This window comes from Exiguobacterium sp. s56, assembly GCF_018618255.1.
Lineage (GTDB): Bacteria > Bacillota > Bacilli > Exiguobacteriales > Exiguobacteriaceae > Exiguobacterium > Exiguobacterium chiriqhucha.
This window is the reverse complement of sequence record NZ_JACSLR010000008.1, coordinates 47935-63197: the sequence shown is the minus strand read 5'-3', so window position 1 is coordinate 63197 and position 15263 is coordinate 47935. Positions and strand designations below refer to the sequence as shown.

Here is a 15263-nt window from a genome sequence, read left to right as displayed (position 1 = left end):
TTCCACTCCTTATGGCAAGAACGCGGCCCCGATGACGCCAGCGTCGCCATGCAGTTGCTGCAGGACGAGGGGGGTCGCTCCTCTCAAATGAGGGTATACTCGCATCGCGACCGCGTCTTGTAACTGATTCCAGTATAACGGAGCCGAAGCCGTCACGCCTCCTCCAAGAATGATGACGTCAGGATCGACCGTGTGGATGATATTGGCGAGACCGGTCGCTAAATCCTCGACGAACGTGCTGCGTTCGATTTCGTCTGTCAAAAGCGTCATCGAATCAGTCATTCCTTTAGTGCGGGCACGTTCGTGAAGTGCCGTTCCACTCGCATGCGTCTCAAGCGCTCCGACGTTCAGCGTCGGATGTGCTGGTCCGTCCGTACGAATGATCATATTGCCGACTTCTCCGGCGCTACCATGAGCCCCGCTAATCAAATTTTGCTTATAGACGAAACCGCCGCCAATACCTGTGCTGACCGTGACGTAAAAGACGGAGTCGACATGACGACCAGCCCCAAATTTCGCTTCGGCGAGCGCTGCCGCATTGGCATCATTCTCTAACGTGACAGGTAGGCCGAGCAGAGTGCATAGCGGCTCCACGATTGTCTGATGGTGCCAGTTCGGGAGGTTCGGCGGGGTCAAGAACGCACCTCGTTTTAAGTCGAGCGGACCCGGTGCCGCGATGCCGACGTGCGTGATGTCATATTCGAGTTGGAATCGTTCGACGGCAAGCTTGATTTGGTTCAACAAGGTGTCGAGCGCAAGGTGCGGCTGTGTCTTCAATTTATATTGTTTCTCGAGACGCCCTTCTGTCGACACGACGGCGATTCGTGTGTTTGTGCCGCCCAAATCGATGCCGATGCGGGCTTTTTGTTTCGTTGGAGAGGATACACCGGTGACGAGGCACGTGGCCGTTCCGTCTAACTGAAATGACTGACCCGCTGGCAAAAGCAACGTCGCACCGATCTCGAAGGCCGAACCGTCAATCTCAAGTGTCCCTTCGACGACCGAGAGCAAACGGAACGTGTCCGTCGAGACGGATTCTTCGCGTTCGATCGTCCATTTTTCGACGAAGAAATACGGATTGCGCGTCAACTGCGTTCGGAAATGATCCAGTGACAGGGCAGGTTCCACATAGTCGAGATGGGGTGCGAAGGAGGCAAGGGTACCTTGATTGACGTGGAGATCACGTGTGCGGCCCGTCGTCGGTTCAGTGCGTCCGTAATCATAGAGACGGTACGTCGTATCCGAACTTTGTTGAATCTCGAGAACAGATACGTCTTTCGTCAAAGCGTGGACAGTCCCGGCCGGCACGTATAAAAAATCGCCGCGGCTGACAGGTTTTCGAATTAAACCGGACATGACATCACCAGCTTCGAGCGCCTGTTGTAACGTCTCTTTCGACTCGAACGTATGCCCGTAGATGATTTCTCCCCCTTCTGGCGCGTCGAGGATGTACCAGCATTCATTCTTTCCATACGGTTGACCCTCGAGCGACTGCGCGAGCTCGTCATCAGGATGCACTTGAATCGATAAATCATCGTTCGGGTCAATCCACTTGATCAATAACGGAAATACAGGTGAGTTAATGCCGAACAGTTCTGGATGCGTGGCATAAAGGTCGTCTAGCGTTGTCCCAATATGCGATCCGGCAGACACGACGGAACTGCCTTGCGGCAACGCCGAGGCGGTCCATGCTTCGCCGATCGAGACTTCATCAAAACAAAAACCAAAACGCTTTAAGCGGTCGCCTCCCCAAAGACGATATTGATAATGCGGCTGTAACGGGATGATTTTCATCGTCAATTCCCTCACTCTCATTTATTATCGTATACACTTTTAAATTTAAAAACTAAACAAACTTTAAATCAAGTATAGACATGAAATTAATCATGTGTATAATAAAAGTTGTAAACGATTTCAAAAAAGGAGTGGTCGAACATGAAGAAGGTATTACTTGCTTGTAGTTCAGGAATGTCGACGAGCCTGCTCGTCACGAAAATGCAACAGCACGCGGCGTCAATCGGGGACGAAGCGAAAATTTGGGCAGTCGGTCAAGACCAGGTTGGTAAGGAGATGGAAGAAGCGGACGTCATCCTCATCGGACCGCAAATGCGCTTTTTGCTCGATAAATTGAAAGCGCAAACATCGAAGCCGGTCGAAGTCATCGACATGATGGCCTACGGAACGGCGAATGGGAAAGCAGCGTATGAGCAAGCAATCAAATTGATGGGGTGAGGTCATGGAAGGAACGGAAGAGTTAACGTTAGAACAGATGGCGTTCATGATGATTTTGCATAGCGGGAACGCTCGGAGCACGATTCAAGAAGCAATCCAAACGTATAAGAACGGTTCCTACGAAGCGTTTGAAGCGCAGCTAGCGACAGCACGTGAACAGTTAAAAGAAGCGCATCAGACGCACTTCGGTCAAATTCAAAAAGAGGCGAACGGGGAGAAGACGGACATGTCACTGTTGCTCCTTCACGCCGAAGACCATCTCATGTCGACTCAGACGATGCTCGATTTGACGGCAAGCCTGATCGAGATGATGGAGCAAAAGATTGTAAATCCTAATCAAGAAGGGTGAATCCTATGTCACAGGACAACAAAATGTTCTTATTGATCAGCAAGTTGCTCATGCCGATGGCGACTTACTTGAACAACAGTCGGTATTTGCAAGTATTACGGGATGCGTTCATGCTCGCGTTCCCGATTACCATGTTCGGTTCAATCGTCGTCGTTATTGCCAACTTGCCGTTCTTAGACAAGTTCATGTCGGAAGGGACGCTGAATGCGTTCAAATCGTCACTCGGTAACGCCCCATCGGCCACGATGGGAATCATGTCAATCTTCGTCGTTTTCGGTATTGGCTATTATCTTTCGAAAAGTTACAACGTCGAAGCCGTCTTCGGTGGGGCGATTTCGCTCGTATCGTTCCTCTTGTTGACACCGTTCCTCATTGAAGTCGAAGGAATGACAGAAGCGGTCGGTAACGTCCTCCCGCTTGATCGTCTTGGCGCCAAAGGAATGTTCCTCGCCATGATTACAGGTTTCCTCTCAGGTGAGATTTATCGATTCGTCGTTCAAAAGAACTGGACGATCAAAATGCCGGACGGCGTACCGCCGGCGGTTGCGAAGTCGTTCTCGGCGCTCGTTCCGGCCTTGTTGACGCTCACAGTCTTCTTGCTCCTCAACATTGGTGTGACGAGCTTGTTCAATACGAACTTACATGACGTCATCTTCAACGTCGTGCAACAGCCGCTCGTTAAATTGGGTAACGGTCTCGTCCCAACGTTGATCGCCATCTTCTTCGTCCAATTGTTCTGGTTCTTCGGGTTGCACGGACAAGTCATCGTCAACTCGGTCATGGATCCGATTTGGAATACGTTGTCGCTTGAAAACTTGAACGCGTACACGGCGACCGGAGATGTGCCGAACATCATCAGTAAACAGTTCGTCGAAATCTATACGGTCGGCCTTGGTGGCTCCGGCTCGACGCTTGCCGTCATCGTAGCGATTTTGTTGTTCTTGAAATCGAAGCAGTTGAAACAAATCGGGAAACTGTCACTCGGACCAGGGATTTTTAACGTCAACGAACCGGTCATTTTCGGTCTGCCGATCGTCATGAACCCGCTCATCATGATTCCGTGGATTGTCGCCCCACTCATCACGGTCACGGTCACTTACTTTGCGATGTCGACAGGGCTCGTCCCGCCGCCGACAGGGGTCGCGGTACCTTGGACCGTCCCGATGTTCATCAGCGGGATGATGGCGACGAACTCACTTGCCGGAGGTTTGCTACAACTCGTCAACTTCTTGATCATCTTGGCGGTCTGGTTCCCATTCCTTAAATTTATTGACCGTTTGAACTTGAAGAAAGAACAGGAAGAAGCCGCTAACCATAAAGACGAAGCGGTATGAATGAGAAATAGAGAATAAGGGAGAGAAAGTTTATGACGAACCCGACAGAAACGAAAACATCAGCAGCAGTGACTTATCAATTCCCGACCGATTTTTGGTGGGGGACGGCCTCTTCGGCGACGCAAATGGAAGGTGCGGCGTTTGAGGGAGGCAAAGGCTTAAATATTTGGGATTATTGGTATATGCAACAGCCGAACCGATTCTTCAATGGCGTCAGCGCGACGGAGGCGTCTAACTTCTATCATTTGTACGAGCAAGACATCGCACTCATGAAGGAGCTCGGACATAACACGTTCCGTTTCTCAATCTCGTGGTCACGTCTATTCCCAGAAGGCGTCGGTGAGGTGAATGAAGAGGCGATCACGTTCTATAACAATGTGATTAATTGCCTCATCGATCATGACATCGAGCCGTTCATCAACTTGTATCACTTCGACATGCCGATGGCGCTTCAAGACCGAGGCGGCTGGGAGTCACGTGACGTCGTCGACGCTTACGTACAGTTCGCGAAGACGTGTTTCGAACTTTTCGGAGACCGTGTGACGACATGGTTCACCCATAACGAACCGATCGTACCGGTCGAAGGCGGCTATTTGTACGATTTCCACTATCCGAACGTCGTCGATTTCAAGCGTGCCGTTCAAGTCGCTTACCATTCGATCATATCGAGCGCGCTCGCCATTCAGGCGTACCGGGAGCGGGAACAGGCCGGTCAAATCGGAATTATCCTGAATTTGACGCCGTCGTATCCGCGCAGCCAACATCCGGCCGATCTGAAGGCGTCACGCTTGGCCGACGCGATCTTCAACCGCTCGTTCTTGGACCCGTCCGTGCTCGGGACGTTCCCTGAAGAACTCGTCGACGTGTTACAGGAACAAGGCGCGATGCCGGAGATGCAACCTGGAGACTTGGATCTCATTCGGGCGAATACGATCGACCTCCTTGGCATCAACTACTATCAACCGCGTCGGGTCAAGGCAAAGGCGTCGCTACCGAATCCTGATGCGCCGTTCCTACCCGAGAATTTGTTCGACTTCTATGAGATGCCGGGTCGCAAGATGAACCCGTATCGTGGTTGGGAAATTTATGAGCAGGGCGTCTATGACATCTTGATCAACTTGAAAGACAACTACGGTAACATCCCGTGTTTCATTTCTGAGAACGGGATGGGCGTCGAAGGAGAAGAACGTTACCGTGACACCGACGGCAGCGTCCAAGACGACTACCGGATCGATTTCATTCGCGAGCATTTGAAATGGACGCATCGGGCGCTCGAAGAAGGTGCGAACGTGAAAGGGTACCATTTATGGACGTTCATGGACAACTGGTCATGGAGCAACGCCTATAAGAACCGCTATGGGTTCGTCGGTGTCGACTTGGCGACCCAAGAGCGGACCGTTAAAAAGTCTGGTCACTGGTTCAAACAAGTGATTACCAATCATGGATTTACAGAATAATAGGAAAAGCTGACAAGGACCTACTCTTTGTCAGCTTTTTTTGATATATTATTTGTATATGTCTATACATGAGGTGGAATATGTCTACAAAGAAAAAACCAAAATATGAATCGATTGCGGATGAGATTCGGCATCGGATCAATGAACAGGCTTATGAACTCGAAACACCGCTCCCAGATGAGATTCAATTGGCAGAAGAATTTGGTGTCAGCCGTATGACGATGAAGCGCGCTCTCGAAATTCTCGTGATGGAAGGCTTGATTTATCGGAAGCGTGGCAAAGGGACGTTCATCTTGCCGGCCAGTTTCCAAAAAGAACGCATCAACATCATCAGTAAAGAGACGAGAGGATTGACGCAAGTCATCGGCGACCGCAGTTTGCGCAGTGAAGTGCTCGATTTCGAAGTGAAGTTCCCGACCCAGGAAGTCGCCGACCATTTGATGATTGAGCTGACGGAACCAGTCTATGAGATTCGTCGTGTCCGCTATGTGGACGAAGAGCCGTATGTCATCGAATTGACGTACATGGTCGCCAATCTAATTACAGGACTGTCGCGTAAAATTTTAGAGAAGTCGGTCTATAGCTACATCCAACAGGAGCTCGGTTACACGATCACGAGTTCACACAAGATGATTCGAGCCGACAAGCCTGACGAGTACGACCAACGCTACTTGAAGAATGACATTACCGACCCAATCATCGAAGTCGAACAAGTCGTTTACTTGAGTAACGGGAAGCCGTTCGAATATTCATTCGCCCGGCACCGCTATGACAGGTTCGTTTTCTCTTCGGTCAATATCGTTCGATGACGTCGCCTGAAAAGGCGACTTTTTGCGAAGGAGGTTCGAATGGACGTTCACATTGAACAAGCCGGGTATGAACGCGGTGAGTCGGTCATTGAGGACATCGAATTTGAGGTCCGACCGGGCGAAATCGTCGGGATGATTGGGTCGAACGGGGCCGGGAAGAGCACGACGCTCGCCTGTCTCACCGAAACAATCCCGTGGATGCGTGGAACGGTGAAAATCGACCGCTACGCCTATATCCCCGAGCAACCGGTTTACTATGATTATTTGACGCTCGAGGAACATATCGCTCTCGTGTTGGAATTGACGGACGTTGATAATCGTGAGCGGACGGAAGAACTGATCCGGTTGTTTCGGCTCGAGACGGTTCGCCACGACTATATCGCCTCGTTCTCAAAAGGGATGAAGCAAAAAGCGATGATCCTCTTGGCGCTCATCCAAGAAGCGAAGTTTCTCCTTGTCGACGAACCGTTCGTTGGACTCGATGTGACGACGACGATCCAGTTGCTTCGTTTACTTGAAGCGGAACGTCGTCAAGGTACCGGGGTGCTTCTCGTCACCCACGTCCTCGATACGGCAGAGCGGTTATGCGACCGCTTCGTCTGGATCGATGACGGACGCATGCTCGCAAGTGGGACGAAAGATGAATTGCGTCTCAGCCTGCAAACCGAAGGCGAGTCGCTGTTCGATATGATGGAAGATGTGGTTATGCGATGAATGAACATCAGCTGTTTGCTAGACGTGTCCGCACCCATGTGACCAAGCAGTGGAAGACGTGGCGGCTCATCTTGGATTGGACAGTCGTTCTGTACGGCGTCATTCCGTTCGCCATCTTTCTCGGGTATCAATACCGATTGCTTTGGCAAGGCGAAATCGAGGGGGTGAGTCAGGTGCCGACGCTCGTTTGGGCGCTTGGAATTGGAATCGTACTCCTTAGAAATCAGTTTTTCGTCTGGGTCGAACGGGCGGACGTGACGCTGGTGGCCAAACGTTCTTTGGTTCGCAGGTTGAAGCACGATTCGTTGCTTTATCACGCCATCAAACTAGGTTCAACGCTCCTCTTTGTCCTATTGATGTTCATCCCCGTGCTTTGGCTTGACGGTTGGTCCGTTGCCTCTATATTCGCATTCGGGATCAGCCTCCTGTTTTTGACCGGGCTTCATACGTGGATCCGTTATCAATTGACGGTCCGGCGCAGCCATTGGATGTTACGAGTTACGGTCACGTGTGTGACGTTCGTTTGTATGTATGCGCTCCTCAGCGATTCGCCTTTAGGGGCGGTCGTTCTCGGCAGCGGCCTCGTGGCGGTTGCGATATATGTGGGAGAGGGGTGGGTGACGCGTCATCCATTTCTTAGCCAAGAACTCGAACGTAGTGAGGCGCTGCGTACCGCTTTTGACCGGGCATTATTATCCACGTCGGGCGCCATCGAGAAGCCGAGCCGGCGCAAGCGTCCGCTCTATCGACCGAGACCGAATCGGTTTGGGACCGCCCGGCGTACGTCGGCCATCTTACTCTATATACGGACGCCGCGTCATCGGAACTTATGGCTACGTCTCATCCCGCTTGCCGTCACAGGGATGCTCCTCGTGCCGAGCTGGTTCAAGTTGCTCATCCCGCTCTACGTCGGCTATGTGATGTGGCAAGAACGACAGGCGTTCAAACAAGAGATGGAGCGTCATCCATTTTTCCGCGCCATCCAAGAAAGGACAGATTTATGACTGAACAAGACTATGAACGATTGCTTCAAATCGAGACGGCGAAACCGCAACAAGGGTTCCCGGCCTCGGCCGAATACCACCGCTATGAACCGACTCCTTATGAGGCGCTCGACTTGTTGCGTGACGCCTATCCGCTCGCGGCCACGGACACGGTCGTCGATTTCGGTTCGGGGAAAGGGCGCCTCCCGTTTTATCTCGCCTATACGTTCCGAGTTCGGGCCATTGGCATCGAAATGGATGGCGGCTTCCACGAAGCGGCACTTGAGAATTGGATGAACTACGCCAAGAAACACCGGACGCGTGGCAGTGTCCAGCTCGTCCGCGGCTACGCCGAACAGTTTGAGGTGCCGGCTGAGGCGAACCGCTTTTATTTCTTCAACCCGTTCTCGGTGAACGTGTTCCGGCAGGTCGTTGCGAACATCATCGAGTCGGTCGAGCGCGCACAGCGTCCGGTCGACCTCATCCTCTATTATCCGGCCGATGAGTACTTACATTTTTTGAATGACGAGACGCCTTTCCGCTACGTACAGGACGTTCGCTTGCCGTTAAAGAATCTCCATGAGCGCTTTCTTATTTATCGTTTTGATATGATGGAGTCATCTTGGTAAATGGGGAGTGGATCATCGTGAAGAAAGAAGATATTTTAGATGCGTATCGTTGGCGTCAAGCGACGAAAGAGTTCGACGCGGACCGCAAAATCGATGAGGAAGATTTCGAATTCATTCTGGAGACGGGTCGCTTATCACCGAGTTCGTTCGGCTTCGAGCCTTGGCAGTTCGTCGTCATTCGTCGCGAAGACTTGCTCCGGAAGATCAAAGACCACGCGTGGGGTGCCCAAGGACAGGCGTTAACGGCGAGCCATTTCGTGTTGATCTTGGCGCGGACGCCTGAAGCGATGCGCTACGACTCGGACTACATCCGTCATATCGTCACGGACGTCCAAGGACGGACCGAGGACGAGTACGCCCTTCGGGTGAAACGGGTCCGTGAGTTCCAAGAACAAGATTATCGACTGTTGGACGACGAGCGTGTGTTCCAAGAATGGATTAAACGCCAGACGTATATCCCGCTCGGCAACATGATGACGGCCGCCGCACAGATCGGCGTCGACTCATGTCCGATCGAAGGGTTCAATCAAGCGGAGATTGACGAATTATTGATCTCGGAAGGGGTCATGGAACGAGGTGCCTGGTCGCTCTCGGTCATGGTCGCATTCGGACATCGGGCCCGTGACTTCGCGCCGAAGACACGCCGTGACTTTAATGAGGTCGTCAAATACATCGGATGAAAAAAAGCTCAAGCGCCGAGGCGCTTGAGCTTTTGCTTATTTCCAGTCGGTGATGCGGTCGATTGGGAAGCGGACCGATTGGTAACCGTCTTCCGCGGCTTTTCCGATTGAGAGGAGCATGACAGGAAGGTAGCGCTCTTTCTCGAGGCCGAACGCTTCCGCGATGTTCGCTTTGTCATAACCACCGATCGGGTTTGTGTCGTAGCCGTGGGCACGGGCGACGAGCATGAGTTGCATCGCGACGAGACCCGAGTCGAGCAAGATGCTGTCTTTGACAGACTCTTTCGGTGCGTCTTTGAAGATGTCTTTGATCATGTCGACTTGACGGTCGCGGACTTCTGGTGGCATGAGGCCACGCTCGACGGCCGTATCAAAGATCTCTTGTGTGTAATCGGCCATCTGGTAGTCGGCAAAGATGGCGATAACGGCTGATGACGTCTCGACTTGGCGTTTGTTGAAGCTTGCGAGCGGAAGGAGTGTGTCTTTACCTTCTGCGCTATCGATGACGACGAAGCGCCACGGTTGCAGGTTGAGTGATGACGGTGCCGTCGTCGCTTCCTCCAGGATTTGTGTCATCTCTTCTTTTGAGATTTTGACGTTCTCATCATAGACGCGAATCGAGCGGCGTCCTTTGAGGATTTCCATAAAGTCTTTCTGTGTTGTCGTGTTCATATAAGGGTCTTCCTTTCATGTTGAATGTTGGTTTGTAACGTATTTAAAAGTTCGAGTAACTGTCGTTGCTCCTCTACCTTCATGTTTACAAAAAGACGGTCCGATAAGCACTTCTTTTGCTCGGTCCAATGTGCAATCCGCTCCCGACCGACATCGGTCAAATCGACAAAGATGACCCGATTGTCTTGGAGGCAGCGTTCGCGCGTGATCAAGCCCTGTGTCTCGAGCTGTTTCAAATGACGCGTGATGGCGGCATGATCGACGCCGACCCGTTGTTGCAGTTCACGCTGACGCAAAGGGCCGACGTGATGCAAGTTGCTCAAAATATCGAAGCGGGTCGAGCTGAGCCCGTCCATTTCCGTATCGAACAGTTGGGCCAGTTCTTTTTGTACGGTGATGACGTGGTAGAGAATCTCATCGCTGAGCGAACAGGCGTCGCGCATCGGGTATCCTCCTTCAAAAAACTAATTGATGAATCAATCATTGATAGCTCACACAATGTATACTAATCGGTTTTGAAATAGATCGCAAATAAAAAGTTTCAAAAAACTGTTGTCAAACTGTTATATAATAGTCTATATTAAAGTCAACTGATATATAACAATTGAATGGAAGGATGTGACGGCTTGGAACATTACAAACAAGTAGGTACTTATCACGTACATGAAACGTTGCTCGACTTCATCTCGGCTCGTATATTGCCTGACGAAGAGGCGCACCGACAATTTTGGCCTGGGGTCGGGCGCCTACTCGATGAGTTCATTCCTCGGAATGAGTCACTGCTTCACGAACGTGAGTCGTATGAGCGACTATTACAGGAATGGTACAGCGAGCACAAGCAAGCCTTCGACCTGGAAGACTATGAGCGTTTCCTTCGGTCCATCGATTACATCGAAGCGACCGTCCCTGATTTCAGCATCGACGTTTCAGGTGTCGATTCAGAGGTTAGTAGGCAAGCCGGACCACAGCTCGTCGTTCCGCTCGACAACGCGCGCTATGCGTTGAACGCGGCGAACGCCCGCTGGGGAAGTCTGTATGACGCCTTGTACGGAACGGACGTCATCGACGAAGAGGACGGGAAAACGAAGTCGAGTGGTTATAATCCAGTCCGAGGTGAAGCGGTCATCGCCTACGCCAAACAGTTTCTCGACGATACATTTCCGCTCCGGGAGGGCTCGCACGAAGAAGCGAACGGCTATCTCGTGTCAGAGGGCAGGCCATACGCCATCATCGAAGGGAACCGCATCGCGTTTCAAGACGATTGTCTCGTCGGCTATGTCGGGGAAACGAGTGATCCGAATAAGCTCTTGCTCGTCCATAACGGGATTCACGCCGAGTTGCAGTTTGACCGGGACCACCCAATCGGACGGGTCGATCGAGCAGGGCTCATTGACATCGAACTCGAGTCCGCCTTGTCTGCCATCGTCGACTGTGAAGACTCGGTTGCCGCTGTTCGGGCGGAAGACAAGGTCCACCTTTACGCGAACTGGCTAGGCCTGATGGACGGGACGCTCGAAGCAACATTCACGAAAGGAGGTCGGCCGCTCACTCGGAAGTTGAACCCTGACCGGAAGTATGTCGGGAAAGACGGGCGTGAAGTCACGCTTCCGGGCCGATCGCTCCTCTTTATTCGAAACGTCGGGCACTTGATGACGACAGACTTGATGCTCGACGCGGAAGGGCGTGAAGTACCGGAAGGGATCTTGGACGGGATTTTCACTGCGCTCATCGCGAGCCGCCATCTTGATGCCAGACGAAATTCCCGCGAACGCTCCATCTATATCGTCAAACCGAAGATGCATGGATCTAAGGAAGTCGCGTTCACGAACGACTTGTTCGATGCGATTGAAGATGTACTCGAGTTACCGCGTCACACGCTCAAAGTCGGCGTGATGGACGAGGAGCGACGCACGTCGCTTAATTTGAAGAACTGTATCGAGCAAGTGAAGGAACGCATCGTCTTCATCAATACCGGATTCCTCGACCGGACGGGCGATGAGATTCACTCCTCGCTCACGCTCGGACCGATGCGCAAGAAAGGCGAGATGAAAACATCGGAGTGGCTCGATGCTTATGAACGTCTGAATGTCCAGATCGGGCTTGACGCAGGATTCCATCAACGCGGGCAAATCGGGAAAGGGATGTGGGCGATGCCCGATCGGATGCGCGACATGATGCGTGAAAAAAGCAATCATGTCCGGTCCGGGGCGACGACGGCTTGGGTGCCGTCCCCGACGGCGGCCACGCTTCATGCGCTGCATTACCATCAAGTCGATGCGTTTGACGTTCAGCGTGAGTTGGCGAATCGTTCGTTTAATCCAGCAACTGAGCGAGGGCGTCTGCTCGAGGTACCACTCGCCACGCGTCTCTATACAGATGAGGAAGTGAACGAGGAACTCGAGAACAACCTGCAAGGGTTGCTCGGTTACGTCGTCCGTTGGGTCGAGCAAGGTGTCGGCTGCTCGAAAGTACCCGATATTCATCATGTCGGCTTAATGGAAGACCGGGCGACGCTCCGCATCTCGAGTCAGCACGTGGCCAACTGGTTGTATCATGGCGTCTGTAGTCGAGAGCAAGTGGAAGCGACGCTCGTCCGGATGGCCGGTGTCGTCGACGCGCAAAACGCGTCGGACCCGTACTATCGCCCGATGACGCCTGACGTGGAGCGTTCGATCGCCTATCAAGCGGCGCGAGATTTAGTATTCGAAGGCGGCGAATCGCCGAACGGATATACGGAACCGATTTTGCACCGGCGCCGTCGACAGTTTTTACAACAAGTGACATTAGAACCGAACTTAAAAGGAGGAGCATCATTATGACAACGAAAAAAATCGAAAGCGAACAGTTAATTGAACGTTGGGTCGTCCGTCGAATCATCTCAGGGGAATCGACAGCGACGCTCGCGAACACGGCGTTCGTCTACGGGAACGATTTGATGCGCCTCGTCCTAGACCGGGCCGACGGATCGCTCCAAATCATGAGAGAGCCAGTCGAAGAAGTCGTCGTGTTCCGCAAACCGGAAGAACGTGATGAAGAGAACGTCTGTCGCTGCTGCGGCATGGAACACTCATCCTTCAAGTCGGCGCTTGAGTGCTGCGCATACTTGGATTAATCACGCACCATCTGTTATATAACAAACGATTAAATCTAAAATTAATATAATACAGGAGGAATGGGTATGAACGAACAACGCGCACAAGTTGAGGAAATGATACAGTCGGAACGATTTATTGGGGTCGAACGTCCATACGGAGTTGTAGACGTGATGCGACTTCGGGGGTCGGTGTTAATTGAACATACGCTCGCGACAAAAGGAGCGGAACGGTTATGGGAGTTACTCCACGAACGGGACTACGTCCACGCGCTTGGGGCGTTAACGGGGAACCAGGCCATCCAGCAAGTAAAGGCTGGTCTTGAGGCCATCTATTTGAGCGGTTGGCAAGTTGCCGCCGACGCGAACTTGTCGGGACATATGTATCCGGATCAAAGCCTGTATCCGGCCAATTCGGTGCCGAGCGTCGTCAAACGGATCAATCAGGCGCTTCAACGCGCCGACCAAATCCAAACGGCGGAAGGAAAAGGCGATACGCATTGGTTCGCCCCGATTGTCGCTGACATGGAGGCCGGTTTCGGCGGTGTGCTCAACGTGTTCGAACTGACGAAGGCGATGATTGAGGCGGGGGCGGCCGGTGTCCATCTTGAGGATCAATTGTCGTCAGAGAAGAAGTGCGGACATCTCGGCGGGAAAGTGTTGCTACCGACACAGACGGCCGTGAAAAACTTGATTGCCGCTCGGCTCGCGGCAGACGTCATGGGGGTGTCGACGATTATCGTCGCCCGGACGGATGCTCACGCGGCGAATTTGATTACGAGCGACATCGACCCAATCGACCATCCGTTCATCGTCGGTGACCGGACACCGGAAGGGTTTTACCGCACCGAGGCAGGCATCGAGCAGGCAATCGCGCGTGGTCTTGCCTACGCACCGTACGCCGACCTCGTCTGGTGCGAGACGTCCGAGCCCGATTTGGACGAGGCACGCCAATTCGCAAATGCGATTCACGCGAAATATCCGGGCAAACTGCTTGCTTACAACTGCTCACCTTCGTTCAACTGGAAGAAAAAGCTGTCAGACGAGGAAATCGCAACGTTCCAACAAGAAATTGGTGCGATGGGGTACAAGTTCCAATTCGTCACGCTCGCTGGTTTCCACTCGCTCAACTTCGGAATGTTCGAACTCGCACGCGGATACAAAGCCCGCGGGATGGCTGCCTATTCCGAGTTGCAGCAAGCTGAATTCTCGGCGGAGCAGCATGGCTATACGGCGACACGTCACCAACGCGAAGTCGGGACCGGGTACTTTGATGAAGTGTCACTCGTCATTTCTGGAGGCCAGTCGTCGACGACGGCACTGGCCGGATCGACAGAGGCAGAGCAGTTTGAAACGCCTTCCCATTAATCGACGCCCCTCACAAAATGAGGGGCTGTTTTGTGTCCAAATTTGGAACGAGGCAATCCCGTTCACCTAAATGTGACGTATTTCACATTTTTGTCGTCAAACTCTTGCTACGCTAAACATGTCAAAACGAATATGGAGGTTATGACAGATGACACAGACATTCACGGGCGATACGCACGTATCTGAAATCGTCAAACAATGCCCGCAAGCAGCAGACATCTTCAAACGGAATCGAATCGATTTTTGTTGTGGTGGCAACCGACCACTCGCTGAAGCGACTGACAAATCGAAACGGTCGACAGAAGATATTTTAGAAGAAGTCAATGCGCTCTATCAACGCAAGCAAGAGATGAACGAGAAGAGCATCGATTGGGATGCCGCTTCTTCTTCGGAATTGATTGAGCACATTATTTATAAGCATCACCAGTTTTTGACGGACGAATTGCCTCAGCTCACACCATATGTGACAAAAGTGTTCCGGGTTCACGGACAAAATCATCCGCACCTCGGTCGCATTCACCAATTGTTCAATCAATTGAAAGTGGAACTTGAACAACATATCGTCAAAGAAGAGACGGAAGACTTCCCGACGTTGCTTCGTCATGAGACGGCACCGACAGCTGAAACGAGACGGGAGCTTGATGACATTTTGGCTTCGCTCGAGTCAGAACATGCAGCAGCGGGTGACATCTTGAAAGAGCTTCGGCACATCACGAACGACTATACGCCGCCTGAAGGTGCGTGTGGGACGTATCGTCTTGTCTATCAACGGTTAGAAGCGCTCGAATCGGATACGTTCGAACATATTCATCTCGAGAACAACATTTTATTCCCGCGGGCGCGCACGTTCGCTTAATAAGGGCACACCTCTACTGACGTAGGGGTGTATTTTTGTGACGTTTGATACAGATGGGAGGCGAAGCAATCGCTACGATAAAAGAGAAG

The 15263-nt window shown here is 52.1% G+C and carries 16 protein-coding genes; 13 read left to right on the top strand and 3 right to left on the bottom strand.

The annotated features are described in order from the left end of the window. Nucleotides 1-9: 9 nt before the first annotated feature. Entirely contained in the window at nucleotides 10-1794 is a 1785-nt protein-coding gene (locus tag KNP71_RS09125; RefSeq protein ID WP_165569425.1) for a type I phosphomannose isomerase catalytic subunit, read from the bottom strand. 141 nt (nucleotides 1795-1935) lie between these two features. On the opposite strand from KNP71_RS09125, the gene KNP71_RS09120 reads away from it, so the two are divergent. The 9 genes from KNP71_RS09120 (at nucleotide 1936) to KNP71_RS09080 (ending at nucleotide 9187) form a co-directional block, all read left to right on the top strand. Beyond that, nucleotides 1936-2232: a PTS sugar transporter subunit IIB gene (locus KNP71_RS09120; RefSeq protein ID WP_021067999.1), complete on the top strand. Its 297-nt coding sequence runs from the start codon at nucleotides 1936-1938 to the stop codon at nucleotides 2230-2232. Between the two features lie 4 nt (nucleotides 2233-2236). Next, nucleotides 2237-2581, top strand: coding sequence for a PTS sugar transporter subunit IIA (locus tag KNP71_RS09115; RefSeq protein WP_021068000.1), 345 nt, complete (start codon nucleotides 2237-2239; stop codon nucleotides 2579-2581). Nucleotides 2582-2604: 23 nt separating this feature from the next. Beyond that, nucleotides 2605-3915, top strand: a complete 1311-nt coding sequence (gene celB / locus KNP71_RS09110; RefSeq protein WP_058765536.1) for a PTS cellobiose transporter subunit IIC — start codon at nucleotides 2605-2607, stop codon at nucleotides 3913-3915. A gap of 32 nt (nucleotides 3916-3947) precedes the next feature. After that, nucleotides 3948-5372 carry a glycoside hydrolase family 1 protein gene (locus KNP71_RS09105; protein WP_029596336.1) on the top strand — a complete coding sequence of 475 codons (1425 nt, stop codon included), beginning with the start codon at nucleotides 3948-3950 and terminating at the stop codon, nucleotides 5370-5372. An 80-nt stretch (nucleotides 5373-5452) separates the two neighbouring features. Further along, nucleotides 5453-6181: a GntR family transcriptional regulator gene (locus KNP71_RS09100; RefSeq protein WP_131471682.1), complete on the top strand. Its 729-nt coding sequence runs from the start codon at nucleotides 5453-5455 to the stop codon at nucleotides 6179-6181. 39 nt (nucleotides 6182-6220) lie between these two features. Then, a complete protein-coding gene (locus tag KNP71_RS09095) occupies nucleotides 6221-6895 on the top strand; it encodes an ABC transporter ATP-binding protein (protein ID WP_214830539.1) in 675 nt (224 codons plus the stop codon). Further along, nucleotides 6892-7899 carry an ABC transporter permease gene (locus KNP71_RS09090; protein WP_214830537.1) on the top strand — a complete coding sequence of 336 codons (1008 nt, stop codon included), beginning with the start codon at nucleotides 6892-6894 and terminating at the stop codon, nucleotides 7897-7899. Before KNP71_RS09095 ends, KNP71_RS09090 begins: the two co-directional genes overlap by 4 nt. Further along, nucleotides 7896-8507 (top strand): class I SAM-dependent methyltransferase, encoded by a 612-nt coding sequence (locus tag KNP71_RS09085; RefSeq protein WP_029596332.1) that lies wholly within the window; start codon nucleotides 7896-7898, stop codon nucleotides 8505-8507. Before KNP71_RS09090 ends, KNP71_RS09085 begins: the two co-directional genes overlap by 4 nt. Before the next feature lie 17 nt (nucleotides 8508-8524). Then, nucleotides 8525-9187, top strand: coding sequence for an NAD(P)H-dependent oxidoreductase (locus KNP71_RS09080; protein WP_214756437.1), 663 nt, complete (start codon nucleotides 8525-8527; stop codon nucleotides 9185-9187). A 36-nt stretch (nucleotides 9188-9223) separates the two neighbouring features. Here KNP71_RS09080 and KNP71_RS09075 read toward each other — a convergent pair whose 3' ends face one another. Together KNP71_RS09075 and KNP71_RS09070 are read right to left on the bottom strand one after the other, a co-directional pair. Beyond that, nucleotides 9224-9859, bottom strand: a complete 636-nt coding sequence (locus KNP71_RS09075; RefSeq protein ID WP_214830535.1) for a nitroreductase family protein — start codon at nucleotides 9857-9859, stop codon at nucleotides 9224-9226. Next, nucleotides 9856-10302, bottom strand: coding sequence for a MarR family winged helix-turn-helix transcriptional regulator (locus tag KNP71_RS09070; RefSeq protein WP_029596329.1), 447 nt, complete (start codon nucleotides 10300-10302; stop codon nucleotides 9856-9858). The genes KNP71_RS09075 and KNP71_RS09070 overlap by 4 nt, the downstream gene beginning before the upstream one ends. A 183-nt stretch (nucleotides 10303-10485) precedes the next feature. Here KNP71_RS09070 and KNP71_RS09065 point away from each other — a divergent pair, with 183 nt between their 5' ends. The 4 genes from KNP71_RS09065 to ric all read left to right on the top strand — a co-directional run bounded on the left by KNP71_RS09065 (nucleotide 10486) and on the right by ric (nucleotide 15174). Then, the gene (locus KNP71_RS09065) at nucleotides 10486-12678 is read left to right on the top strand and encodes a malate synthase G (protein WP_251132790.1); all 2193 of its coding nucleotides are present in this window, start codon (nucleotides 10486-10488) and stop codon (nucleotides 12676-12678) included. Further along, nucleotides 12675-12971, top strand: a complete 297-nt coding sequence (locus tag KNP71_RS09060; protein WP_021068011.1) for a hypothetical protein — start codon at nucleotides 12675-12677, stop codon at nucleotides 12969-12971. The genes KNP71_RS09065 and KNP71_RS09060 overlap by 4 nt, the downstream gene beginning before the upstream one ends. A gap of 66 nt (nucleotides 12972-13037) precedes the next feature. Continuing rightward, nucleotides 13038-14318 (top strand): isocitrate lyase, encoded by a 1281-nt coding sequence (gene aceA, locus KNP71_RS09055; RefSeq protein ID WP_214830532.1) that lies wholly within the window; start codon nucleotides 13038-13040, stop codon nucleotides 14316-14318. A 148-nt stretch (nucleotides 14319-14466) separates the two neighbouring features. Further along, on the top strand, nucleotides 14467-15174 hold the full coding sequence (gene ric, locus KNP71_RS09050) for an iron-sulfur cluster repair di-iron protein (protein ID WP_021068013.1): 708 nt from the start codon (nucleotides 14467-14469) through the stop codon (nucleotides 15172-15174). Nucleotides 15175-15263: the final 89 nt, after the last annotated feature.